20 protein-coding genes are annotated in these 21,159 nt (G+C 71.5%); 10 read left to right on the top strand and 10 right to left on the bottom strand.

What is annotated here, in order from left to right; genetic code table 11:
• The first annotated feature begins 518 nt into the window (after positions 1–518).
• Positions 519–1,670, top strand: coding sequence for an acyl-CoA dehydrogenase family protein (locus ABZT02_RS11395; RefSeq protein ID WP_356016557.1), 1,152 nt, complete (start codon positions 519–521; stop codon positions 1,668–1,670).
• Here the strand turns inward: ABZT02_RS11395 and ABZT02_RS11390 are convergent.
• From ABZT02_RS11390 to ABZT02_RS11375, 4 genes are read right to left on the bottom strand one after another with little or no spacing between them, the layout of a single operon-like run.
• Positions 1,664–2,242 (bottom strand): PaaI family thioesterase, encoded by a 579-nt coding sequence (locus ABZT02_RS11390; RefSeq protein ID WP_356016556.1) that lies wholly within the window; start codon positions 2,240–2,242, stop codon positions 1,664–1,666. The genes ABZT02_RS11395 and ABZT02_RS11390 overlap by 7 nt on opposite strands.
• Before the next feature lie 16 nt (positions 2,243–2,258).
• Positions 2,259–3,233 (bottom strand): LLM class flavin-dependent oxidoreductase, encoded by a 975-nt coding sequence (locus tag ABZT02_RS11385; RefSeq protein WP_356016554.1) that lies wholly within the window; start codon positions 3,231–3,233, stop codon positions 2,259–2,261.
• Positions 3,230–5,689, bottom strand: coding sequence for a GNAT family N-acetyltransferase (locus tag ABZT02_RS11380; protein WP_356016552.1), 2,460 nt, complete (start codon positions 5,687–5,689; stop codon positions 3,230–3,232). The genes ABZT02_RS11385 and ABZT02_RS11380 overlap by 4 nt, the downstream gene beginning before the upstream one ends.
• Before the next feature lie 16 nt (positions 5,690–5,705).
• Positions 5,706–6,785, bottom strand: coding sequence for an amidohydrolase family protein (locus ABZT02_RS11375; protein ID WP_356016550.1), 1,080 nt, complete (start codon positions 6,783–6,785; stop codon positions 5,706–5,708).
• A gap of 158 nt (positions 6,786–6,943) precedes the next feature.
• Here ABZT02_RS11375 and ABZT02_RS11370 point away from each other — a divergent pair, with 158 nt between their 5' ends.
• The 8 genes from ABZT02_RS11370 (at position 6,944) to ABZT02_RS11335 (ending at position 14,450) form a co-directional block, all read left to right on the top strand.
• Positions 6,944–8,266 carry a phenylacetate--CoA ligase family protein gene (locus ABZT02_RS11370; RefSeq protein ID WP_356016548.1) on the top strand — a complete coding sequence of 441 codons (1,323 nt, stop codon included), beginning with the start codon at positions 6,944–6,946 and terminating at the stop codon, positions 8,264–8,266.
• The gene (locus ABZT02_RS11365) at positions 8,266–8,991 is read left to right on the top strand and encodes a hypothetical protein (protein WP_356016546.1); all 726 of its coding nucleotides are present in this window, start codon (positions 8,266–8,268) and stop codon (positions 8,989–8,991) included. The genes ABZT02_RS11370 and ABZT02_RS11365 overlap by 1 nt, the downstream gene beginning before the upstream one ends.
• A gap of 34 nt (positions 8,992–9,025) precedes the next feature.
• Positions 9,026–9,937 carry an SDR family oxidoreductase gene (locus tag ABZT02_RS11360; protein ID WP_356016544.1) on the top strand — a complete coding sequence of 304 codons (912 nt, stop codon included), beginning with the start codon at positions 9,026–9,028 and terminating at the stop codon, positions 9,935–9,937.
• Between the two features lies 1 nt (position 9,938).
• Positions 9,939–10,397: an OB-fold domain-containing protein gene (locus ABZT02_RS11355; RefSeq protein WP_356016542.1), complete on the top strand. Its 459-nt coding sequence runs from the start codon at positions 9,939–9,941 to the stop codon at positions 10,395–10,397.
• Complete coding sequence (locus ABZT02_RS11350; RefSeq protein WP_356016539.1) at positions 10,394–11,542, top strand: thiolase family protein; 1,149 nt, start codon at positions 10,394–10,396, stop codon at positions 11,540–11,542. Before ABZT02_RS11355 ends, ABZT02_RS11350 begins: the two co-directional genes overlap by 4 nt.
• Positions 11,543–11,561: 19 nt before the next feature.
• The gene (locus ABZT02_RS11345) at positions 11,562–12,797 is read left to right on the top strand and encodes an acyl-CoA dehydrogenase family protein (RefSeq protein WP_356016537.1); all 1,236 of its coding nucleotides are present in this window, start codon (positions 11,562–11,564) and stop codon (positions 12,795–12,797) included.
• On the top strand, positions 12,794–13,909 hold the full coding sequence (locus ABZT02_RS11340) for an acyl-CoA dehydrogenase family protein (protein WP_356016535.1): 1,116 nt from the start codon (positions 12,794–12,796) through the stop codon (positions 13,907–13,909). Before ABZT02_RS11345 ends, ABZT02_RS11340 begins: the two co-directional genes overlap by 4 nt.
• A gap of 103 nt (positions 13,910–14,012) precedes the next feature.
• A complete protein-coding gene (locus ABZT02_RS11335; RefSeq protein ID WP_356016533.1) occupies positions 14,013–14,450 on the top strand; it encodes a glutaredoxin domain-containing protein in 438 nt (145 codons plus the stop codon).
• Between the two features lie 22 nt (positions 14,451–14,472).
• Here ABZT02_RS11335 and ABZT02_RS11330 read toward each other — a convergent pair whose 3' ends face one another.
• Genes ABZT02_RS11330 through ABZT02_RS11305 form a run of 6 tightly spaced genes read right to left on the bottom strand, consistent with a single transcriptional unit; the run spans position 14,473 to position 19,850 of the window.
• Positions 14,473–15,630: an acyl-CoA dehydrogenase family protein gene (locus tag ABZT02_RS11330; protein ID WP_356016531.1), complete on the bottom strand. Its 1,158-nt coding sequence runs from the start codon at positions 15,628–15,630 to the stop codon at positions 14,473–14,475.
• A gap of 14 nt (positions 15,631–15,644) precedes the next feature.
• Complete coding sequence (locus tag ABZT02_RS11325) at positions 15,645–16,178, bottom strand: DoxX family protein (protein ID WP_356016529.1); 534 nt, start codon at positions 16,176–16,178, stop codon at positions 15,645–15,647.
• On the bottom strand, positions 16,175–17,086 hold the full coding sequence (locus ABZT02_RS11320) for an SDR family NAD(P)-dependent oxidoreductase (protein WP_356016527.1): 912 nt from the start codon (positions 17,084–17,086) through the stop codon (positions 16,175–16,177). Before ABZT02_RS11320 ends, ABZT02_RS11325 begins: the two co-directional genes overlap by 4 nt.
• 45 nt (positions 17,087–17,131) lie before the next feature.
• Complete coding sequence (locus tag ABZT02_RS11315) at positions 17,132–18,286, bottom strand: CoA transferase (protein WP_356016525.1); 1,155 nt, start codon at positions 18,284–18,286, stop codon at positions 17,132–17,134.
• A gap of 27 nt (positions 18,287–18,313) precedes the next feature.
• On the bottom strand, positions 18,314–19,084 hold the full coding sequence (locus tag ABZT02_RS11310) for an enoyl-CoA hydratase/isomerase family protein (RefSeq protein WP_356016523.1): 771 nt from the start codon (positions 19,082–19,084) through the stop codon (positions 18,314–18,316).
• A 10-nt stretch (positions 19,085–19,094) separates the two neighbouring features.
• Positions 19,095–19,850 (bottom strand): glucose 1-dehydrogenase, encoded by a 756-nt coding sequence (locus ABZT02_RS11305; RefSeq protein ID WP_356016521.1) that lies wholly within the window; start codon positions 19,848–19,850, stop codon positions 19,095–19,097.
• A gap of 101 nt (positions 19,851–19,951) precedes the next feature.
• Here ABZT02_RS11305 and ABZT02_RS11300 point away from each other — a divergent pair, with 101 nt between their 5' ends.
• Positions 19,952–21,094: an acyl-CoA dehydrogenase family protein gene (locus tag ABZT02_RS11300; protein ID WP_356016519.1), complete on the top strand. Its 1,143-nt coding sequence runs from the start codon at positions 19,952–19,954 to the stop codon at positions 21,092–21,094.
• Positions 21,095–21,159: the final 65 nt, after the last annotated feature.

Raw genomic sequence — 21,159 nt, 5'->3', positions numbered from 1 at the left:
TCGCCCTCGCCCTCGCCCTCGCCCTCGCCCTCGCCCTCGCCCTCGCCCTCGCCCTCGCCCTCGCCCTCGCCCTCGCCCTCGCCCTCGCCCTCGCCCGAGCCCTGACGGCCGAGGACGTCGCGGTCGAGCAGCTCAACCAGGTGTCGGTCGAACTATTGGGCCAATGGCCGACGGCTCCGAAGCGGGCCCGATCCGGGCTCCGGTCCGGCGAGTGGCTGCGCCACCACCTCGACCGTCGAGTCCCCTCTGCGCACGGTGTTCCGCAAGCTCGGCATCGCCTCCCGCCACCGCCTCCCGCCTCCCGCCTCCCAGAAGTAGACACCCCCCGCGATCGGGGGAACCGGGTCCGGTGGCCGACGGCTGATCGCTCAGCACCTTCCGCGCCACCACTCGGCCGCCGCGTGCCGGTCGAACGCCGGGTTGCCGAAAGGGCGTAGCGGCCGGTCCATCGGGAGCCACTATCCGCTAACATAGAATAATTAGGTAGATGAATGGGCGAGTGGTGGCGAGGAGTGGCCGTGGACTTCGGACTGACCGACGAGCAGGACATGTTGCGCGCGACGGCACGGCAGTTCGTCGCCGACGTGTGCCCGGCCGAGCAGGCCAAGGAGTGGGACGAGAAGGGCGTGGTGCCGCCCGAGCTGTTCCGGGGGATGGCGGACCTGGGGTGGTTCTCGCTGCCGTTCAGTGAGGACGAGGGCGGTGACGGCGGCGGGCCCCTTGAGCTGATCCTGATCGCCGAGGAACTCGGGCGGGCCAGCTTCGACGTCGCCATGTGCTACATCGGCGTCCTCATCCCCGGGATCACCGTGTTCCGGTGGGGCAGCGAAGCGCAGCGTGACTTCATCCGCGAGCAGGTCATGACGGGGCGCCACCGGCTCGCCGTCGGCCTCAGCGAGCCGGACAGCGGCTCCGACGCCGCGGCGCTGCGCACCTCCGCCGAAGAGCACGGGGACCACTTCGTCGTGCGGGGCCAGAAGGCGTGGTGCACGGGCGCCGGGCTGCCCGACACGACCATCGCGACCTACGTGCGCACCGGGCCCCGGGAGCCCAAGCACAGCGGCATCAGTCTGCTGCTCGTGGACCCGGCGACGGCGGGGGTGGAGGTGCGCCGGACCCCCACGCTCGCCCGGCACATCCTGGGCACCAACGAGGTCTTCTTCAACGACGTCCAGGTCCCGAAGGAGAACCTCGTCGGCCCGCGCGACGAGGGCTGGAAGGTCATGCTCTCCAACATCGAACTGGAGAAGGTGATCATCACCGGGGGTTATCTGGGCGCGGCCCAGGCCACCCTGGACGAGATGCTGGAGTACGCGCGTACCCGGCACGCCTTCGGCCGCCCGGTCGGCAACTTCCAGGCCCTCGCCCACGCCATGGCCGACCTGCAGACCGAGATCGACTCCGCCCGGCTGCTCGCCTACCGCGCGGCCTGGCTGCTCGCTCAGGGCAAACCGTGCACGCGGGAAGGGTCGATGGCGAAGCTCAAGGGCTCGGAGACCTACGTGGCGGCGGCCCGGCTCGGGATGCAGGTCTGCGCGGGGCACGGCTTCTCGACGGAGAGCGTGATGAGCTTCCGCTACCGGGAGTCGATCGTGGCCACGATCTCCGGGGGGACGAGCCAGATCCAGCGCAACGGGATCGCCCGCAGTATGGGCCTGCGGTCCTACTGATCGTCGGCACCAGCGGCAGCGGTGGCAGGGTCGGCACCGCCGGCCCCGTCGCCCCCGCCGGCCCCGTCGTCCTGCCCGGCCAGCCACTCCTCGTGCCGTGCGAAGTGGCCCCGGTCCCGGGTCACCCAGATCCCGGAGGCCCGGGCCAGCACGACCCGGGTCGGCAGCAGCGCCATCTCGCCCGCGATGTACCAGCGTGAGCCCTCCCGCCGCTCGACCCACGCCCGGACCTGAAGCGGACGTTCCACCGGCACCGGCTTGACGAAGCTCACCGTCAGCTCGGCCGTCACGCTCAAGGTCCGGTGCAGCAACGGGAGATGGCCGAGGCAGTCGTCGAGCACCGCGGCCGTCCAGCCCCCATGCGCCACATGAGGGCCGCCCTCCTGGTCACGCGGGCAGGCGAGCTCGAACCACGCCACGCCGTCCTCGTCGAGCCGTTCGTGTTCCACGCCCAGCCGGCAGGAACCGGCACCGCGGCACGCACCGCACAGTGCCACTCCGCCCGGGGTGCGGGGCGGTTCCTGGAAGTCCGCCCCCGCCCAGTGACCGGTGTCGGGGACCGTCTTCGACATGCTCGTACTCCTCGTGTCAGGCATCGGCAAGCAGCGGGCGCAGCTTGCCGGCGATGAGCTGGACCTGGCGGGCCACCATCTCCTCGGGCATCCCGGCCAGCGAGGCCCACAGGAACACCCCTTCCACCGGCAACCCTGCCACGTACGCCCTGATGGCCTCGGCGATGTCCTGCGGGGTGCCGTAGAGGAACTGTCCGACGCCGGTCGCGCTCAGCCCCGTCTCGCGCCATTTCTCGGGGTCGATGGGGCGGGGGACCGGCTGGTCCGTTCCCTCGACCATGTACCGGCGGTAGCTGTCCCACTGGTACGCCAGGTGCCTGCGCACCACCGGCCAGTCGCCGTCGGGGTCCTCGGTGACGAACGTGGTGAACGAGCCCTGCATGCGGGCCGTGGACAGGTCGTACCCGCTTTCGGCGAGCCCGTCCCGGTACGGCGTGAGCAGTGCGGGATTCAGCGACAGCAGACCCGTGCCGAGCCGGCCGGCCCTGCGGGCGCCCTGCGGGCCCTGGTAGCCGAGCCAGATCGGCAGGGGGTCCTGGACGGGGCCGGGGGTAACCAGGGACTCGGCCCACAGGCCGCGGATCTCCCGTACGCGCTGGTCGGTCGTCGTGTAGCGCTTGGTGAGGTCGGCGTCGAAGAGCCGGTACTCGGGCACCCGGTAGCCGGTGCCGAGTCCGAGGTCGAGACGGCCGTCGCTGATGATGTCGACGATCGCGGCCTGCTCGGCGAGTTCGGGGGCCGCGTGCAGCGGGGCCGGGATGACCGCGGTGCCCAGCCGCACCCGGCGGGTGCGGGCCGCGGCGGCAGCCGCCATGGTGAGCGGCTGGGGGAGGTAGCCGTCCTCGAAGCCGTGGTGTTCGGAGAACCAGACGGAGTCGATGCCGAGCCGTTCCGCCTCCTCGCACATCTCCAGGGCGAACCCGTACACCCGCGACCAACTCTGCCGCCACGGGGGCGGGTTGCGCAGGTCGAAGTAGATGCCCACCTTCACGCGGGACCGCCTCCTGTTGTGGTGTCTTCGGTCAGCCGGATCGTCGCGTGCGCGACGGCGACGCCTTCGCCGGTTGACAGCAGCCGTACCGGGCGCAGTTCCAGTGCCTCGATCTCGGGGAGGTCCTCGACCATCGCGGAGATCCGCAGGACTGTCTCCTCCAGCGCCGCGAGATCCACCGCGCGCCCGCCCGCCCGGCCGTCCAGGAGCGGGGCAGCCCGCAGGGAGCGGACCATCTCGCGGGCGTCGCGGTCGCTGAGCGGCGTGACACGGTGCGCGACGTCCGCCATGAGGTCGGCGTAGTCGCCGGTGAGCCCGAAGGAGACCACCGGCCCGAAGACCGGGTCCGCGCCGACGGAGAGGAACGCGTCGGGGCCGGGGCCCGGCCCGGTGTCGCGTACGGCGATCCCGTACGAGGCCAGCAACTCGGCGGCCACCGCTGCCGGGACGGGGCCGGGGGCGCACCCGGCGACCAGCGATCGCGCGTGCTCGGCGTCGATGTCCGCGAGGTCCGGTATGACGCCCGCGGGGGTGCTGCGCCAGGCCTGGTAGGCGGCCGCGTGACCGAGTGAGGCGGCCGCCGCTTCGGGGAACGTGTAGGTCGGTACGACGAGTGCGTCCCGGTGCAGCAGATCGGCGACGCCCGCGCCCCCCAGGAAGCTCGTCACCACCGGCTTGTCGGGCCGGGCAGCGGCCGCGTCGAGGATCGCCGACGCGACCTCGTCGGGCTTGTCCGCCAGTGGCGGCATGAACAGGACGACGGCCGCGTCGATGCCGTCGTCGGCCAGGACCGCGTCCAGCGCCTGCCGGTAGTGGTCGGCGGTGGCCATGGGGGTCAGGTCGATCGGGTTGGCGAGGTCCGCGCGCGGCGCCAGGGCGGTGGCGAGCCGTTGCCGGGTGGCCTCACCGAGTACGGGGACGCGCAACCCGCTCGCCGCGCAGGCTCCGACGGTCAGTGCCGCAGGGCCGCCCGCGTTGGTGATCACGGCGACCCGGTTGCCCGGCGGCGGAGGCTGGTGGGCGAGCAGCAGGGCCACGTCGAACAGTTCCTGCAGGCTGCGGGTGCGGATCACCCCGGACTGGGCGAACAGCGAACTGACCGCGGAGTCCGCGGGCCCGGGGTGGACCGCGACGATCGGCTTGCGTGGTGCGATGCGGCGGGCGACGCGGGCGAAGCGGCGCGGATCGCCGAAGGTCTCCACGTGCAGCAGGATCACCGAGGTCGCCGGGTCCTCCTCCCACCACTGGAGCAGCTCGTCGGTGGACACGTCCACGGCGTGGCCCACCGACACGAAGCCCGAGAAGCCGAGGCGCAGCCGCTTGGCGAAGTCGAGGACCGCGAGCCCCAGCGGCCCGGACTGGCTGGACATGGCGACCCGGCCGGGCGTCGGCAGGGCGGGCGAGAAGGTCGCGGCCAGGCGCGCGGCGGGTGTCGTGTTGAGCACGCCCATGCAGTTCGGGCCCACCAGCCGCATCCCGGAGGCGCGTGCGAAGCGGGCCAGTTCCAGCTCGGCCGACCGTCCCTCGGCGCCGGCCTCCCCGAAGCCCGTCGAGACGACGACCACCGCTTTGACGCCGGCCTCGGCACACTCGCGTACGGCAGCGGGCACGGCCTCGGCGCGTACGGCGACCAGTGCCAGGTCCGGCGGTTCGGGAAGGTCCCGGACGCCGGGGTAGGCAGGCAGCCCGGCGATCTGCTCGGCCCGTGGGTTGACCGGGAAGACGCTGCCGCCGAAGCCGCCCCGCAGCAGGTTGGCCACGATCTCGTGGCCGATCGTCAGGGGGCTGCGGTTGGCGCCGATCACGGCCACCGAGCGCGGTTCGAGCAGGGGTCTGAGGGATCGCCGTACGGCTGTGTGCTCGCGGCGCTCGGCCCGGGCCACGGCCTGGGCCTGCGGGTCGACTGCGATCTCGAAGTGGATGATCTCGCCGGGGGGCCCGGCCTCCACCCGGTAGCCGGAGCCGAGGAAGACGTTGATCATCCGGGCGTTGTCGGCGAGGACGTCGGCCTCCAGCACCCGGATGCCCCGGGTTCGGGCGGCAGCCGCGATGTGCTCCAGGAGGAGCCTGCCGAACCCCTCGCTCTGGTGGTCGTCGCGGATGGTGAACGTGACCTCGGCGTGCTCCGGGTCCTCGGGGTCGCGGGCGTAGCGGACCAGGCCGGCTATGCCGTCGCCGGCCAGGGCCACGAGTGCCAGCTCGTTGAGGTAGTCCACGTGTGCGCCGCGCCGGATGACGTCGTCGCGCGCCCGGACCACCGGCCCGAGTGAGCGGTAGGCCAGGGTGGCCCGGGAGAGGCTGCCGACGAAGGCGACCAGGCGGTCGGCGTCCTCGGGCCGGATCGGCCGGACGAACGTGGACCGGCCGGTCCTGACGAGCCCGGGCCGTTCCAGATCCTCGGGATACGAGGGGTACGGGGGATCCGACGGGGGCCGGGGGCGCGGGGGAGTGGTCACGGTGGTGTGCCGCCGGTCAGACGGCCGCCTCCTGGGGAGTCTGCTCGGGCAGCTTGAACAGCTCGTTGAACGTGCCGCGCGTGACCCGGTCGCGGATGTCGTCCGACACGCCGTCGAACAGGTCGTGCAGCGTGGACTGGGTGTGGCCGTAGGTGCCCTCCAGGTGGGGGTAGTCGTCGCCCCACATCACGTTGCGGTAGCCGGTCGACTCGACGATCTCCACCGAGCTCTTGTCGTGCTGGAAGGAGGCGTACACCTGCTGCCGGATGATCTCGCTGGGCAGCCGGCTCAGCTTCGGCCGGACGAACATGCCGTGCTGGCGGTAGGCCTCGTCCATCCGGTCGCCGATGGCCGGCACCCAGCCCGCGCCGCCCTCCGCGATCAAAATCTTGAGGTCCGGGTGCCGGTCGAGGGCACCGCCGGCGACCAGGTGGGACACCACCCGCATGCCCGGGTAGGTGGTCTCCATGTAGTTGACGACCGCGCCGCCGGGCCCGCGGAAGACGACGTTCTGGCCGCCCGTGCCGATGTGGAAGCCCAGCACCACGCCCGCCCGCTCGGCCGCGGTCCACAGCGGCTCCCAGCGCTCGAGGGCGTACTCCTCGCCCTCCCTGGTCGAGCACGGCAGGAAGACCGCCTTGAAGCCCATCTCGGCTGCCCGCTCCAGTTCGGCGACCGCGTCGTCGATGTCGGCGGTCGAGACGCAGGCGGTGGTGATCACGCGCTTGTTCTTGCTGAGGATCTCGTCGTACGCCCAGTCGTTCCACGCCCGTACGGTCTCCCGGGCGAGCTCCCGGTCGGTGATCGAAACGAGCCAGAACCCCATGGAGGGAAAGGCCAGTTGGGACCAGACGCCCTCCTGGTCGAGGTCCTTGAGCCGTACCTTGAGATCCCAGGCGCCCGGCGGGCGCATGGCGTCCATGAAGTCGCCGAGCTGGCGGTCGATGCGCTCGCCGTCGATGTAGAGCATCTCGTACTTCTCGCCACGCTCGCTGCGCGGTGCCCGGGCCGCGAGCCGGGCGGGCAGCCGCTCGGTCCACACGTCGGCGGGTTCCATCACGTGGGAGTCCCCGGAGTTGACCCAGATCTTCGTCATGACGCTCCTCAGGGCAATGGATGTAATCAGTTAGCGATTTTAGTTGTATGGGGCGCCGAAGGGAAGGAGATGCCGACCCTCGCCTTGAATCCGTCCAAATAGTTGACTGATTGCGCTGTTAGTTGCAAGATCTGGGCACCGAGCCGCGAGGAGGCGTCATGGTGGGTGACAGGGACCCCGGAGACAGGTACTTCGAGCCCCAGGTGGAGACCATGCCCCGCGAGGAACTGCGCGCGCGGCAGGAGGAACAGGTCGTCGAGCTCGTCGAGTACGCCTACGCCAACTCCGCCTTCTACCGGGAGCTGTGGGACGAGCACGGGGCGCACCCGCGCGACATCCGCACGCTGGACGACTTCCGGGCACGGATCCCGTTCATCACCAAGGACATGGTGCGCGCCTACCGGACCCGCACCGGCGACCCCTTCGGTGGTCTGCTCTGCGTCCCGGTCGAGGATCTGACCTCGGTCTCCTCCAGTTCCGGCACCACCGGCGATCCGGAGTTCTTCGCCGAGATCTGGCAGGACGCCCCGCCCCTGGTCACCGCGCAGGTGCGCGACCTGTGGGAACTGGGCCTGAGGCCCGGCGACCGGGTGCTGAGCCCGCCCGGCACCTTCCGCAACCTGATGGACCCCGGGTACCAGGCACTGGGCGCCGTGGTGATCGAGGTCGACACCTGGATGGGCAAGATGCACGAGGTCGTCGAGGCCCTGCGCACCTACCGGCCGGCCTATCTGCAGATGATGTATCCCCAGATGGTGGAGCTGGAGCACCTGGCCGAGAAGACCGACCTGAGGGAGGCGTTCTCCTCCCTCAAGGGCGCCTCCTGCGCCGGCCAGCCCCTGAGCCGGAAGATGCGCCAGCGGATCCGGGACGACTGGGGCATCGACGTCTACGAGTACACCAGCGCCGCCGACACCGGCACGGCCTGGGAGTGCCGTGAGCACGACGGCTTCCACCTGTGGGAGGACACCGTCTTCGCCGAGTGCGTGGAGGTCGGCAAGGACGGCTGGCGTGACGTGCCCGAGGGCGACCTGGGCGAACTGGTCGCCACCGACCTGGACAACCCGGCCGCACCGCTGATCCGTTACCGCAGCGAGGACCTGGTGCGCCTGTCCCGCGACACCTGCGGCTGCGGCCGTACCCACGCCCGGATGTGGGTGGCCGGACGCAGCGGCGACGAGACCCTGGTCCAGGGGCGCTCCGTGGTGCTGCGCGACATCTGGCAGGCCGTCGAGGACCAGCCCGAGACGGTAGCCGGGGTCTTCCAGATCGTCCGGGACCGCCGCGAGGTGGACGAACTGCGGCTGCGCGTCGGCTACGACCCCGCACTCACCGGGGACGTCGACGCCCTGGCCGGCCGGCTGACCGAGGCTGTGCGGACCCGCACCGGAGTCAAGCCGGTGCTCGACCTGCGCACCGAGGAGGACCTGTTGAAGACCATGACCAGCGTCGCCAAGTTCCCCCGGGTGGTGAAGAGCTGATGACCCGAGCCGACACCCTGTCGCGGGCCAGGCGGCTGGACCGCCCGGAACTGGCCTACCTCGTACGCTTCCCCACCGCCGACGGCATCAGGGAGACGCAACTGACCTGGGCCGAACTCGCCCGGGACACCGACTGGGCCACCGCCCGGCTGCGGGAGCACGGCCTCGCCGCCGGGCAGCGGGCCCTGCTGACCGCCTCCGGCTTCGAGGGGTTCTGGGGGCACGCGGTCATCGGCGCGCTGCGCGCGCTGAAGGTGACGTACGGCATCGCCGAGGCGATGGGCTGGGACCACCGCCGCACCTCGGTCTTCCACCGCGAACTGCGACCGCACGCGGTGATCGGCCTGTCCGCCGAGACCCTGGAGGGACTCGCCGGGACCGCCGACATCAAAGAGATGTTCCGGGCGACGCCGGTGATCCTGGCGCGGCCCGCCGCCGTGCCGATGCTGCGTGCGGTGGGCGTCGCCGCCGGTCTGTTCTCGGCACTCGGACCGGCCCTCGCCCTGGAGTGCCCCGAGCGGAGCGGCGCCCACGTCAACGCCGCCGAATGGCGGGTCGGCGAACGCGACGGGCAACTGTTCCTGGCCGCGGGGGAGCAGCGCACGTCACTCCTGCCCGAGACCCCGCTCGGCATCGCGGGCCGGGTCGTCGCCGGGCGGTGCGCCTGCGGCAGCGAGGACCCGCGCGTGCTGTTCGCCGAAGCCCGAGCCGACCAGCCACTGTGAACGCCGACCAGTCACTGTGAACGAGGAGTCGAGGATGTCCGAAGGAGTGGTCGACGGCCGTGTCGTGGTCGTCACCGGAGCCGGCAACGGCATCGGCCGGGCCCACGCCCTGGCCTTCGCCGCGCACGGAGCGAAGGTCGTGGTCAACGACCTGGGCGGCGGACGCGACGGCGGGGGCGCCTCGGCCGGACCCGCGCAGACGGTGGTGGACGAGATCGTCGCGGCCGGCGGCGAGGCCGTGGCCAACACGGACGACATCTCCACCTGGGACGGTGCAGGGCGGCTCGTCCGGCAGGCCGTGGACACCTACGGCGGCCTCGACGTGCTGGTGAACAACGCCGGCATCCTGCGCGACCGGATGATCGTGTCGATGACCGAGCAGGACTGGGACAGCGTGCTCGCCGTCCACCTCAAGGGCAGCTTCGCCGCCCTGCACCACGCGGCCGCCTACTGGCGCGAGCGCGCCAAGTCCGGTCACGCCAACGACGCCCGGGTGATCAACACGACCTCCCCGTCCGGCATCTTCGGCAACCCCGGGCAGTCCAACTACGGCTCCGCCAAGGCCGGCCTCGCGAGCCTCACGATCATCGCCGCCGCCGAACTCGCCCGCTACGGCGTGACGGTGAACGCCATCGCGCCCACCGCGCTCACCCGGCTGACCGAGGACATCGAGATGATGCGGCAGGCCGCACAGCGCCAGGACCTCACCCCGGAGGCCATCTCGCCGCTCGTGGTGTGGCTGGGCTCGGCCGCCTCGCGCGAGGTCACCGGCCGGGTCTTCGGCGTCGTCGGCAACCGGATCACCGTACTGGAGGGCTGGGTCAACGGCCCCGGCGTGGGTTCCGAGAACCGGTGGACCCCCGAGGAGCTGTCGTCCGTCGTCCCGAACCTGGTGGCCAAGGCGGCACCCAACGCCGACGCCCTCGGCAACCGGAACGGGGCCTGAGATGACCACTCATGAGGCGACGACGAAACAACACCCCGTCACGGAGGGCCTGTTCACCTGGCCGCCCGGCGACGAGAACCCGCTGCGGCTCATCGGCTCCGCATGCGCCGACTGCGGCCTGGTGAGCTTCCCGGCCGCCCCCACCTGCGTGCGGTGCGCGAGCACGGAGGCGAAGCAGCGGCTGCTCGCCGACCGCGGCACCCTGTGGACGTACACCACCCAGGACTTCCGCCCGCCCTCCCCGCCGTACGACGGACCCGCGGCCTTCGAACCCTACGCGGTCGGCTACGTCGAACTCCCCGGCGAACTGCTGGTCGAGGCCCGGCTCACCGAACCCGACCCGGAGAAGCTGCGCATCGGTCAGCCCATGCGGCTGACGCTCGTGCCCTACACCGTCCGGGACGACGGCACCGAGGTCGTCACGTTCGCGTTCACCCCGGCTGAGGAGGAGACATCGTGACCGAGGCCGTCATCATCGGAGTGGGGCTCCACCCCTTCGGGCGCTTCCCCGGGAAACCGGCGCTGGAGATGGGTGCGGACGCGGTCCGGCTCGCGCTCGCCGACGCGGGCGTCAACTGGCCGCAGATCCAAGGCGGTTACATCGGCAGCTACGAGGTCGCCAACCCCGACGCCATCGTGGGACGGCTCGGTCTGACCGGCATCCCGCTGCGCGGAGTGTTCAACGGCTGTGCCACGGCCGGCACAGCCATCGCGCTGGCCGCCCGCGCCATCGAGACCGGCGAGCACGACCTGACCATCGCGATCGGCCTGGACAAACACCCGCGCGGCGCGTTCGCGGCCGACCCTTCCGTGGCCGGCATCCCCTCCTGGTACGGGCAGACCGGCCTGTTCCTCACCACCCACTTCTTCGGCATGAAGATCAACCGCTATATGCACGAGCACGGCATCTCGCACGAGACGCTCGCCCGGGTGGCCTCCAAGAACTTCGGCAACGCGGCCGCCAATGAGAAGGCCTGGCGCCGGACCCCCCTCACCCCGGAGGAGGTCCTGGCCTCCCCGGTGCTCAACTACCCGCTCCGCCAGTTCATGTACTGCGGCCCGAACGAGGGCGCCGCGGCGATCGTGCTGTGCCGCGCCGACCAGGCCCACAAGTACACCGGGAAGCCGGTACGGGTCCGTGCCACCGCACTGCGCAGCCGTCGACTCGGCGCGTTCGAGGTGCAGAGCCCTTCGTTCCCGGTCGGCGAGGTGGTCGAGAGCCCCACGGTCGACGCCTCCCGGGCGGCCTACGAACGCGCAGGTATAGGCCCGGAGGACATCGACGTCGCGCAGCTCCAGGACACCGACGCCGGGTCGGAGATCATCCACATGGCGGAGAACGGCCTGTGCAAGGACGGCGAGCAGGAACGCCTGATCGCCGAGGGTGTCACCGAGATCGGCGGCCGGCTTCCCGTCAACACCGACGGCGGCCTGCTCGGCAACGGCGAACCCATCGGCGCGTCCGGCCTCCGCCAGATCCACGAGATCGTCCTCCAGCTCCGCGGCGCGGCCGGGGACCGCCAGATCTCCGGCACCCCCCGCGTCGGCTACACCCACCTGTACGGCGCGCCGGGCGCGTCGGCGGTGACGATCCTCTCGACCTGAAAGCACAGGGGACCCCGCAATGGGCTTGGCACACGAATCGCACGACATGCAGGACTTCGCCGCCGAAGCGCGCCGCTTCCTCGACGCCCACGCGGCGAAGGCCGCCGACCGCACCGGCGTCACCTGGGGCGAGGGCGACGACTCGATGGCGTACTTCAGCAGCCTCCCGCCCGAGGAGGAGGCCGAGCACGTGCGGCGGGCGCGCGCCTGGCAGCGCACCCGCCACGAGAACGGCTTCGGCTGGATCACCGGCCCGCCCGAGTACGGCGGCCGGGGCCTGACCCCCCTCCACGACCTGCTCTACGACAGCATCGAGTCCGAGTACGACGTCCCGGACACCGGAGTGCTCGGCGTGGTCGGCCTCGGCATGATCGGGCCGACGATCCTCGCCCACGCCCAACCCGCCCTGCGCGAGCGCTGGTTGCCCGCGATGTACCGCGGAGACGCCATCGCCTGCCAGCTGTTCAGCGAACCCGGCGCCGGATCCGACCTGGCGAGCGTGGCCACCCGGGCCGTCCGCGAGGGCGAGGAGTGGGTGCTCAACGGGCAGAAGGTGTGGACGTCGGTCGCCCAGCACAGCCAGATCGGCCTCGCGCTGACCCGCACCGACCCCGACGCGCCCAAGCACCGCGGCATCACCGCCTTCCTGGTCCCCATGGACGCCCCCGGCGTCGAGGTCCGCCCGCTGCGTCAGATGACCGGCGGCGCCGACTTCAACGAGGTCTTCCTCACCGACGTCCGCATCCCCGACGACCACCGCCTCGGCGAGGTCGACGGCGGCTGGACGGTCGCCCTGACCACCCTGATGAACGAGCGCAACACCGTCGGCAGCGAGGGCGCGGGCCCGGTGGCCGCCGCCCTGTCCCCGGACCACCTCTCGGCACTCATGCGCGCCACCTGGACCTGGGACGACCGCGCCCTGCGCGGACGCCTCGCCGAACTCCTCGTGGACGCGATGGCCACCGGCTACCTCAACGACCGCGCCCAGCGCACCCTCCGGGCGGGGATCGCCCCCGGCCCCGAGAGGTCCGTCGCCAAGCTGATGTACGGCCAGAACCTCACGCGCGCCGCCCACTTCGTGTCCGAGTGCCTCGGCCCGCGCATCATCGCCGACACCGGCCGCTGGGGCATGTACTCCTGGTCCGAACTCCTGCTGGCCACACCGGCCTTGCGCATCCTCGGCGGCACCGAGGAAATCATGAAGAACATACTCGCGGAGCGAGTCCTCGGTCTGCCCAAGGAGGCACGCGCATGAGCGCCGACGAGAGCGGACTGAAAGAACTCCGCGCGTCCGTCAGGGAGTTCCTCGAAGTGAAGTCGTCCGAGGAGGCGGTACGCAAACTCCTCGACAGCGAGCCCCGCTTCGACCCGGAGGTGTGGGCGCAGGCCGCCGACCAGCTGCGCCTGCCGGCCCTGGCCATCCCCGAGGAGTACGGCGGTGACGGCTTCGGACCGGTCGAACTCGGCGTCGTACTGGAGGAGATGGGCCGCGCCCTGTTCTGCGCGCCCTTCTTCGCCACCGTCGTCCTGGCCGTCCAGGCGCTGCTGGCCACGGGAGACCGCGAGGCCTGCGCACGCCATCTGCCCGGCATCGCCGCCGGGCGGACCACCGCCACCCTCGCGGTCGCCGAGGAAGCCGGGTCCTGGGACCCCGCCCTGATCTCCGCCCGCGCGCTCCCGGACGGGGACGGCGGCTGGAAACTGAGCGGCCGCAAAAGCTTCGTCATCGACGGCACCACGGCCGACCTGCTCCTCGTCGTCGCCCGCACCGTCGCCGGACCCACGTTCTTCGCGGTGGACCGAACGGCCCCCGGAGTGACGGCCGAGGCGATGCAGACCCTGGACACCACCAGGACGATGGCCCGGCTGACGTTCGACGCCGTGCCCGCGACGGCCGTCGGCGCGGAAGGCGCGGGCGGGCGCATCATGGCCGACGTCCTCGACATCGCCTCCGTGGGGCTCGCCGCCGAACAGGCGGGCGGGGCGCGCCGGTGCCTGGAGATGAGCGCGGAGTACGCCCGCACCCGGCACCAGTTCGGCCGGCCCATCGGCTCCTTCCAGGCCGTCAAGCACAAGTGCGCGGACATGCTGGTCCAGGCCGAACTCGCCGAGGCCGCCTCACGGGAGGCCGCGCTGCTGGCCGCCGAGGGCTCCGCCGACTTCCCCGTAGCCTCGGCGGTCGCGCACGCGAGCTGCTCCAAGGCGTACATGTTCGCCGCAATGGAGAACATCCAGATCCACGGCGGTATCGGCTTCACCTGGGAGCACCCGGCCCACCTCTACTTCCGGCGGGCCAAGTCCTCGCAGCTCCTCTTCGGCGGACCGGCGGTCTACCACGAACGCCTCCTGGACCGGCTCGGCATCTGACGACCGAGCCGTCGAGAGGGCCCCGGGGCATCGGACGTCCCCGGGGCCCTCTCGACGACCCGGTCCGTGGAACGTTCCGGCCCGTCGCATAGCCTTCGTCCTCATGACGCGCGTCTGGCTCCCCCCGATCCTGTTCCTGCTCTGTGGCACAGGCCCCGCGGTCGGGTCGCTCCTCGACGGAAATCCTGGCACCGCCGTGGTGCTTTTACTGGTGTTCGTCCTGCTCGCGGGGGTGAACTCGCCTCTCGCCTTCCCCAGGTCGATCGGTGTGGTGGAAGCGCGACGCCGTAGCGCGGCCGACGGCCGACCGGTCGTCTTCTGGCGGCCCGGCTGTGCGTACTGCCTCCGGCTGCGCATGCGGTTGGGCCGCGGGGCCCACCGGGCGCACTGGGTCGACATCTGGCGCGACCCCGAGGGCGCGGCGGCGGTGCGGGCGGTGAACGACGGGGACGAGACCGTGCCGACCGTCGTCGTGGCCGGCCGGTCCCACGTCAATCCCGATCCCGCGTGGGTGCGCGCACAGCTCTCCCGTTCCGCGTGACCGCACGGCCACGCGGACGAGGTCAGCCGCGCGCCGCCTCGCCCAGGAGCGCCTTCGCGATGATGACCTGCTGGATCTGGCTGGTGCCCTCGTAGATGCGGAAGAGGCGGGCGTCGCGGTAGAAGCGCTCGACCGCGACCCCGCGCATATAGCCCGCGCCGCCGTGGACCTGGACCGCGCGGTCGGCGACCCGGCACACCATCTCGCTCGCGAAGTACTTCGCACAGGACGGGCCGATCTTGGTGTCCGTTCCGGCGTCGAATGCGCGCGCGGCCTCCAGGACGGTGGCCCGTCCGGCGTAGTAGTCGGTCTGCGAGTCGGCGATGAGACCCTGGACGAGCTGGAAGGAGCCGATGAGCTGTCCGGACTGCCTGCGCGTGCTCGCGTACGCGACCGATTCGTCGACCAGCCGCTCGGCCATTCCGACCATCAGTGCGGAGATGTGGACCCGCCCGTGCGCGATGCAGCCCATCGCGGTGGAGAAGCCCCGGTTGAGCCCGTCCGCGCCGCCGACCAGCGCGGAGGCCGGCACCCGTACGTCGTCGAAGTACACGTCCGCCGTCCACGCGCCCAGCTGGCCCATTTTGTGGTCCCGGGGGGCCACGGTCAGACCCGGAGTGCCGGCGGGGACGAGGAAGGTCGAGATGCCGCGGGTGCGCGGGGCGTCGGGGTCGGTGCGGGCGAAGACCATGAAGACGTCGGCGAGCGGGGCGTTGGTGATGTACCGCTTGGCGCCGTTGATCACCCATTCGTCGCCGTCCGGATGTGCCTTCGTGGTGAGCGTCGAGGGGTCGGAGCCGGCGTCCGGCTCGGTGAGAGCGAAGGACGCCAGTACGTCACCGGAAGCGATCCGCGGCAGCCACTCCGCCTTCTGGGCCTCCGTCCCGCCGACCATCAGGACGTGCCCGGCGATGCCGTTGTTGGTCCCGAACATCGAGCGCAACGACGGTGTCGTGTAGCCGAGTTCGAACATCAACCGGGTTTCTTCGTACATCGACAGCCCCAGCCCGCCGTACTCCTCGGGCAGTGCGAAGCCGAACAGGCCCATCTTCCTGGCCGCCTCGCGGATGTCCGCGGGCATCTCGTCCTTCTCGTCGATCTCCGCTTCGAGCGGCACGACTCGGTCCCGGACGAAACGCCGGACCTCGGACAGCACGTCGCTGAAGTCAGCCGCGTCCATGTCGACTCCCTTACCTAGTGATCCGCTTGTGTCTCGTCCGGTTGGGCTCCGGCAGGCGTGCGCTCCGGCCGGTAGCAGACGGCCAGCAGCGCCGCCGCGCTCGCCGTACCGAGTCCCGCCGCGAGCAACGCGGGCCCCACGCCGACGCGTTGCCGGCGCAGCAGCCCGTCGAGGGAGTACCTGCCATTGCCCAGTCCCGCCAGCGCGACGGCAGCGCCGCCCACCACGCCGACGTACTCCCAGCCGCCCTTGAAGACGAAGAAGCCCTTGCCCCGGTGGTCGGTGCGCGCGGCCACGGCCATCAGGCCGACGGCGGCCGCCGCCGGGAGGGGGCCCGCCGCACCCAGGGTGATGCCGATCCCCGCCGCCATCTCGGTCCCGGCCGCCATCCGCGCGTGTACCTGGGCGGGTCTGAGGCCGAGCGCCTCGAACCAGCCCGTCGTGCCCTTGAGCCCGCCCGGTCCCGCGACCTTGTTCCAGCCGTGGGCGAAGAGCATCGGGCCGAGCGTGGCCCGGAGGACGAGCGCAGCGGCGTCGTGGCCCTTCACTGGCCGACTCCGGTGGCCCGGCCCGCCGGTGCGACGCCGTACAACCGCGGTACGGCGTCCACGAGTTCGTCGTAGGTGAGGGCCTGGCCGGACTCGCTCGGGTGGACCGCGGCGACGGTCCAGCCCTGCAGCCGGTTCAGCCGGTTGCCCTCGACGCGCAGGACCTGGCCGGTCAGCCAGGCCGCGCTGTCGGAGGCCAGGTAGACGACGACCCCCGATGCGTTGGCGGGATCGCGCGGATCGAAGTCACCGGTGGCCTGGAGGGATTCGCCGACGGCCAGCCCGTCCGTCATCCGGGTGGCCGCGATCGGCGAGATGGCGTTGGCGGTGACGCCGTACTTGCTCATCTCCAGGGCCGTGAGGACGGTGAGCCCGGCGATTCCGGCCTTCGCGGCACCGTAGTTGGACTGGCCCTGGTTGCCGAACAGGCCGGTCCCGGACGTCGTGTTGATGACGCGCCCTGCGACGCGCTCACCGCGCTTTGCGGCCTGGCGCCAGTACGCGCAGGCGTGCCGGGTGAGTGCGAAGGTGCCCTTCAGATGGACCGCGATCACCGAGTCGAACTCGGCCTCGCTCATCGAGAACAGCATCCGGTCGCGCACGATGCCGGCGTTGTTGACGATGACGTCCAGTCGGCCGAACTCGGCGACCGTGTCCGCCACCATCGTCTCGGTGGCCGCCCAGTCGGTGACCGACGCGTGGTTGGCGACGGCCCGCCCGCCGAGCTTGGTGATCTCCGCGACCACGTCGTCGGCGGGGGAGTCCCCGGTGCGCTCGCCGTGTACGCCCGCGCCGAGGTCGTTCACGACCACGGTCGCGCCGGCCTCGGCGAGCGCCAGACAGTGCGCCCGGCCCAGACCCCGGCCACCGCCGGTCACGATGGCGACCTTGTCGTCGAGGATGCCCACGCCGTACCTCCAAAGCAGCAGATGTGTCGGGTCATATATGACGGGTCAGTCGAGTTCGCGCAGTACGTCGTCGGTGTGCTCGCCCAGCGTCGGCGCGCCGGTGCGCGGCTTCTCGTCCACACCCCAGAAGCGCACCGGAGTCGCCACGGTCCGCAGCGGTGGCGCGTCACCCATCCCGGGCTGCTCGACGAACGCCCCCACGGCCTCCGCCTGTGGATCGGCGGACACCTCCGCCAGGGTCTGCACGGGCGCCCACCACACGCCCTCGGCGTCGAACCGTGCCGCCCATTCGTCCAGTGGCCGGCTCGCGAACTCCTCGTCGAACACGGCGATCAGTTCGCGTACGTGCCCGCGCCGGGCCTTACCGGTCGCGAACCGCTCGTCGTCCGAGAGGTCCTCGCGGCCGAGTGCCTTGACGACGCCGGGCCAGTGCCGGCTGCCCTCCAGGCCGACCAGCCAGAACCAGCGGTCGTCCGCGGCCCGGTAGCAGTTGTAGAGCGGGGACTCGTGTTCGGTGCGATGGCGGGTACGGCCGCGTTTTCCGAAGAAGTTCTGCAGGGCGAGGTCGTTGCCGTTGGCGTACGTCCCGGAACGCAGCAGGGACACGTCGACGACGCCGCCCTCACCGGTGCGTTCGCGCCGGAGCAGCGCGGCCAGTACGCCGGCCACCAGGTTGGCGGCGGCGGTGCGGTCGCCGAGCCCGGGGCGGATACCGGGTGGCGGCTCCCCGGCCGGGTTGAGCATGGCGGCGATGCCGGGCCGGGCCCAGAAGGCGGAGACGTCGTATCCGGCGCGGTCACGCTCGGCACCGGCCCAGCCGTAGCCGGTCAGCGTGCCGACGACCAGCCGGGGGTGGCGCTCCCGCAGCTCGTCCGGGTCCAGTCCCAACCGCTCCAGTGCGCCCGGGCGCAGGTTGGTGACGAAGACGTCGGCGCGCTCCAGCAGTCGCTCCAGAACGTCCTTGCCTTCCGGCGAGCGCAGGTCGAGGACGATCCCGCGCTTGCCGCGGTTGTCGGTCTCGAAGGGGGGCGCGCTGTCGATGTCCTGGCCGACGTGCTTGAGGGTGTACCGGTTGGGGTCGCCGGTCGGTGCCTCCACCTTCACGACGTCCGCTCCCCAGTCGGCGAGCATGGTGGCCGCGGCCGGGGCGGCCACCCACATGCCCAGCTCGACGACGGAAATGCCTTCCAGTGGCCGCACGGCCCACCTCCAGATACGTAGAAACGCCTACACGCCGCGGAACTCGCCCGGGCGGCGCTCGCGGAAGGCCTTGAGTCCCTCGGCCCGGTCCTCGGTGGTGAACAGCACCGAGACGGTTTCGCGCTCGTACGCGATCGCCGCCTCCAGGTCCATGCCGAGCCCGTAGTCGACCAGCCGCTTGCCCGCCGCGAGGGCGAGCGGCGCCCCGGCCGTCAGCCCGCCGGCCAGCTTCTCGGCCGCGGCCAGTGCCCCGCCGGGTTCGGCGAGCTCGTTGACAAGGCCGAGCTGCCAGGCGCGCTCCGCGTCGATCGGCTCGCCGGTGAGGATCATCTGCTTGGCGATCGCGGCCGGCACCAGGCGCGGGAGCCGCTGCGTACCGCCGGCTCCGGGCAGCACGCCGAGCTTCATCTCGGGCAGGCCCAGCCTGGCGCCGCGCTCCACGACCCGCAGGTCACAGGCGAGCGCCAGCTCCAGACCACCGCCGAACGCGAACCCGTGAATCGCCGCGACGGAGGGCTTGGGGAAGTCCTCCAGCAATGCGTACGCGTCCGTCAGCCGCCCCACGAAGGCCCGGAACTGCCCGGGGGAGGTGAACGACTCGATCTCACCCAGGTCGGCACCGGCCGAGAAGGCCCGGCCCGCTCCGGCCACGATCAGGGCGCGTACGTCGTCGTTGTCGCGCAGGTCGTCCAGTGCCCGGGTGAGCAGGTCCACCGTCTCGGAGCCGACGGCGTTGAGCCGTTCCGGCCGGTCGAGGGTCAGCACGGCGATCCGGTCCCGGATTTCGACACGCAGCACGGTGCTCACCTCAGACCATCGTCAGGCCGCCGCTGACCGAGAGCGTCTGCCCGGTCATGTAGGCGGCGTCGTCGGACGCGAGGAAGGACACCACACCGGCGATTTCGGCGGGCCGGGCGACGCGGCGCAGCGGGATCGCCCGTACCGTCGCGTCGTACATCTTCTGGCTGAAGTCGGCGACCTGGCCGAGCAGCGCCGTGTCGGTCGGGCCGGGGCAGACGGTGTTCACGGTGATCGCGTGCCGGGCGACCTCGCGGGCGAGGGCCTTGCCGAAGGCGATGACGCCGCCCTTCGTCGCGGAGTACACGACCTCACCGGAGGAGCCGACCCGGCCGGCGTCCGAGGCGATGTGCACGATCCGGCCGCCGCCGCGCTCGATCATCGAGTCGAGCACCGCCCGGGTCATCGTGATCGTCCCACGCAGGTTGACGGCGATGATCCGGTCCCAGGTGTCCTCGTCGCTGTCGACGAACCGACCGATGACGTCGATGGCCGCGTTGTTCACCAGCACGTCCACCGGGCCGAGTTCGGCCGTCACCCGCCGCACCGCCGCACGCACGGCCGCGCTGTCGGAGATGTCGGCGCCGACTCCCGTGGCGGGTACCCCGTGCCGCTCCGTGAGCCGGGCCGCGACCTTGCCCGCGGCCTGGGCGTCCACGTCGCAGACGGCGACCGAGGCGCCGTGGGCGGCCAGTGTGTCGGCAATCGCCTCGCCGATGCCCCGTCCCGCCCCGGTGACGAGCGCCACCTTGTCCCGTACGCTCACGCGCCCTCCCTCGCCCAGGTCCAAAAACAGCGCTATCGTATAACTACTTCAGCTAAATAAGCGAGATGTAGAGCACGTGAGATGCAGGAGTGGAGCCGAGCATGCGCCGTACGATCTTCACCGAGGAGCACGAGCTGTTCCGGGAGACCGCCCGCTCCTACTACCTGCGGGAATGCGTCCCGCACACCGAGGAGTGGGAGCGTGACGGGCAGGTCGGCCGGGCCGCGTGGGCGGCGGCGGGCAAGTCCGGGCTCATCGGCTGGGAGTTCCCGGAGGAGTACGGCGGGCAGGGGATCCGGGACTTCCGCTACAACGCGATCATGGCGGAGGAAATGGCCGCCACGGGAGCGGTCGGCATCGGGCTCGGTCTGCAGAACGACGTCCTCCCGCCCTACCTGATGCACCTCACCACCCCGGAACAGAAGGCCCGCTGGCTCCCCGGGGTGATCGCGGGCGAGACGATCTGCGCGCTCGCGCTGTCCGAGCCCGCCGCCGGGTCCGACCTCAAGGGCATCCGCACCACCGCCCGCCGCGACGGCGACGAGTGGGTGATCGACGGCTCCAAGACCTTCATCACCAACGGCATCCTCGCCGACCTGGTCGTCGTCGCCTGCAAGACCGACCCGGACGCCGGACACAAGGGCATCAGCCTGCTCGTCGTGGAACGCGGCGCCGAGGGCTTCGAGCGCGGACGCAAGCTGGACAAGATCGGGATGAAGGCCCAGGACACCGCCGAACTCTTCTTCCGCGAGGTGCGCGTGCCCGCCGAGAACCTCCTCGGGCAGGAAGGGCGCGGTTTCTACCACATGATGGGCAACCTGCCCACCGAGCGGCTCGCCATCGCCGTGGCCGCGCTCGCCTCCGCCGAGCGCGCCTTCGGCTTCGCGCTGGAGTACGCCAGGGACCGCACCGCCTTCGGCCGGCCCATCGGGCAGTTCCAGGCGAACAGGTTCGCCCTCGCCGACATCAAGGCCAAGCTCGGTGTGGCCAGGGTCTTCCTGGACGGCTGCATCATGGCCCTGGTCCAGGGCGAGTTGACGGCCGAGGAGGCCGCCGCGGCCAAGTACTGGACCACGGAGACCGGCTGGGAGGTCATCGACCGCTGCATGCAGCTCTTCGGGGGCTACGGCTACATCAACGAGTACGAGATCGCCCGCATCTGGCGCGACAGCCGCGTCCAGCGGGTGTTCGGCGGGACCTCGGAGATCATGCAGGAGATCGTCGGCCGGTCGCTGGGACTGTGAATGGTGGCCGGGACCATTGATTGGTTCGGCTAAATAGGTTATCTATTTAAGCTGTACGGAAGTCA

The sequence above is a fragment of the Streptomyces sp. NPDC005402 genome (assembly GCF_040606575.1).
Lineage (GTDB): Bacteria > Actinomycetota > Actinomycetes > Streptomycetales > Streptomycetaceae > Streptomyces.
The sequence above is the reverse complement of the archived record's forward strand: the minus strand, read 5'-3'. Positions and strand labels throughout refer to the sequence as shown.

What these genes read in the sequence shown, in the direction of transcription:
- ABZT02_RS11390 (WP_356016556.1), bottom strand. Translation starts at nt 2,242, where the DNA reads ATGTCGAAGACGGTCCCCGACACCGGTCACTGGGCGGGGGCGGACTTC.
- ABZT02_RS11375 (WP_356016550.1), bottom strand. Translation starts at nt 6,785, where the DNA reads ATGACGAAGATCTGGGTCAACTCCGGGGACTCCCACGTGATGGAACCC.
- ABZT02_RS11370 (WP_356016548.1), top strand. Translation starts at nt 6,944, where the DNA reads ATGGTGGGTGACAGGGACCCCGGAGACAGGTACTTCGAGCCCCAGGTG.
- ABZT02_RS11365 (WP_356016546.1), top strand. Translation starts at nt 8,266, where the DNA reads ATGACCCGAGCCGACACCCTGTCGCGGGCCAGGCGGCTGGACCGCCCG.
- ABZT02_RS11360 (WP_356016544.1), top strand. Translation starts at nt 9,026, where the DNA reads ATGTCCGAAGGAGTGGTCGACGGCCGTGTCGTGGTCGTCACCGGAGCC.
- ABZT02_RS11355 (WP_356016542.1), top strand. Translation starts at nt 9,939, where the DNA reads ATGACCACTCATGAGGCGACGACGAAACAACACCCCGTCACGGAGGGC.
- ABZT02_RS11345 (WP_356016537.1), top strand. Translation starts at nt 11,562, where the DNA reads ATGGGCTTGGCACACGAATCGCACGACATGCAGGACTTCGCCGCCGAA.
- ABZT02_RS11340 (WP_356016535.1), top strand. Translation starts at nt 12,794, where the DNA reads ATGAGCGCCGACGAGAGCGGACTGAAAGAACTCCGCGCGTCCGTCAGG.
- ABZT02_RS11335 (WP_356016533.1), top strand. Translation starts at nt 14,013, where the DNA reads ATGACGCGCGTCTGGCTCCCCCCGATCCTGTTCCTGCTCTGTGGCACA.
- ABZT02_RS11330 (WP_356016531.1), bottom strand. Translation starts at nt 15,630, where the DNA reads ATGGACGCGGCTGACTTCAGCGACGTGCTGTCCGAGGTCCGGCGTTTC.
- ABZT02_RS11300 (WP_356016519.1), top strand. Translation starts at nt 19,952, where the DNA reads ATGCGCCGTACGATCTTCACCGAGGAGCACGAGCTGTTCCGGGAGACC.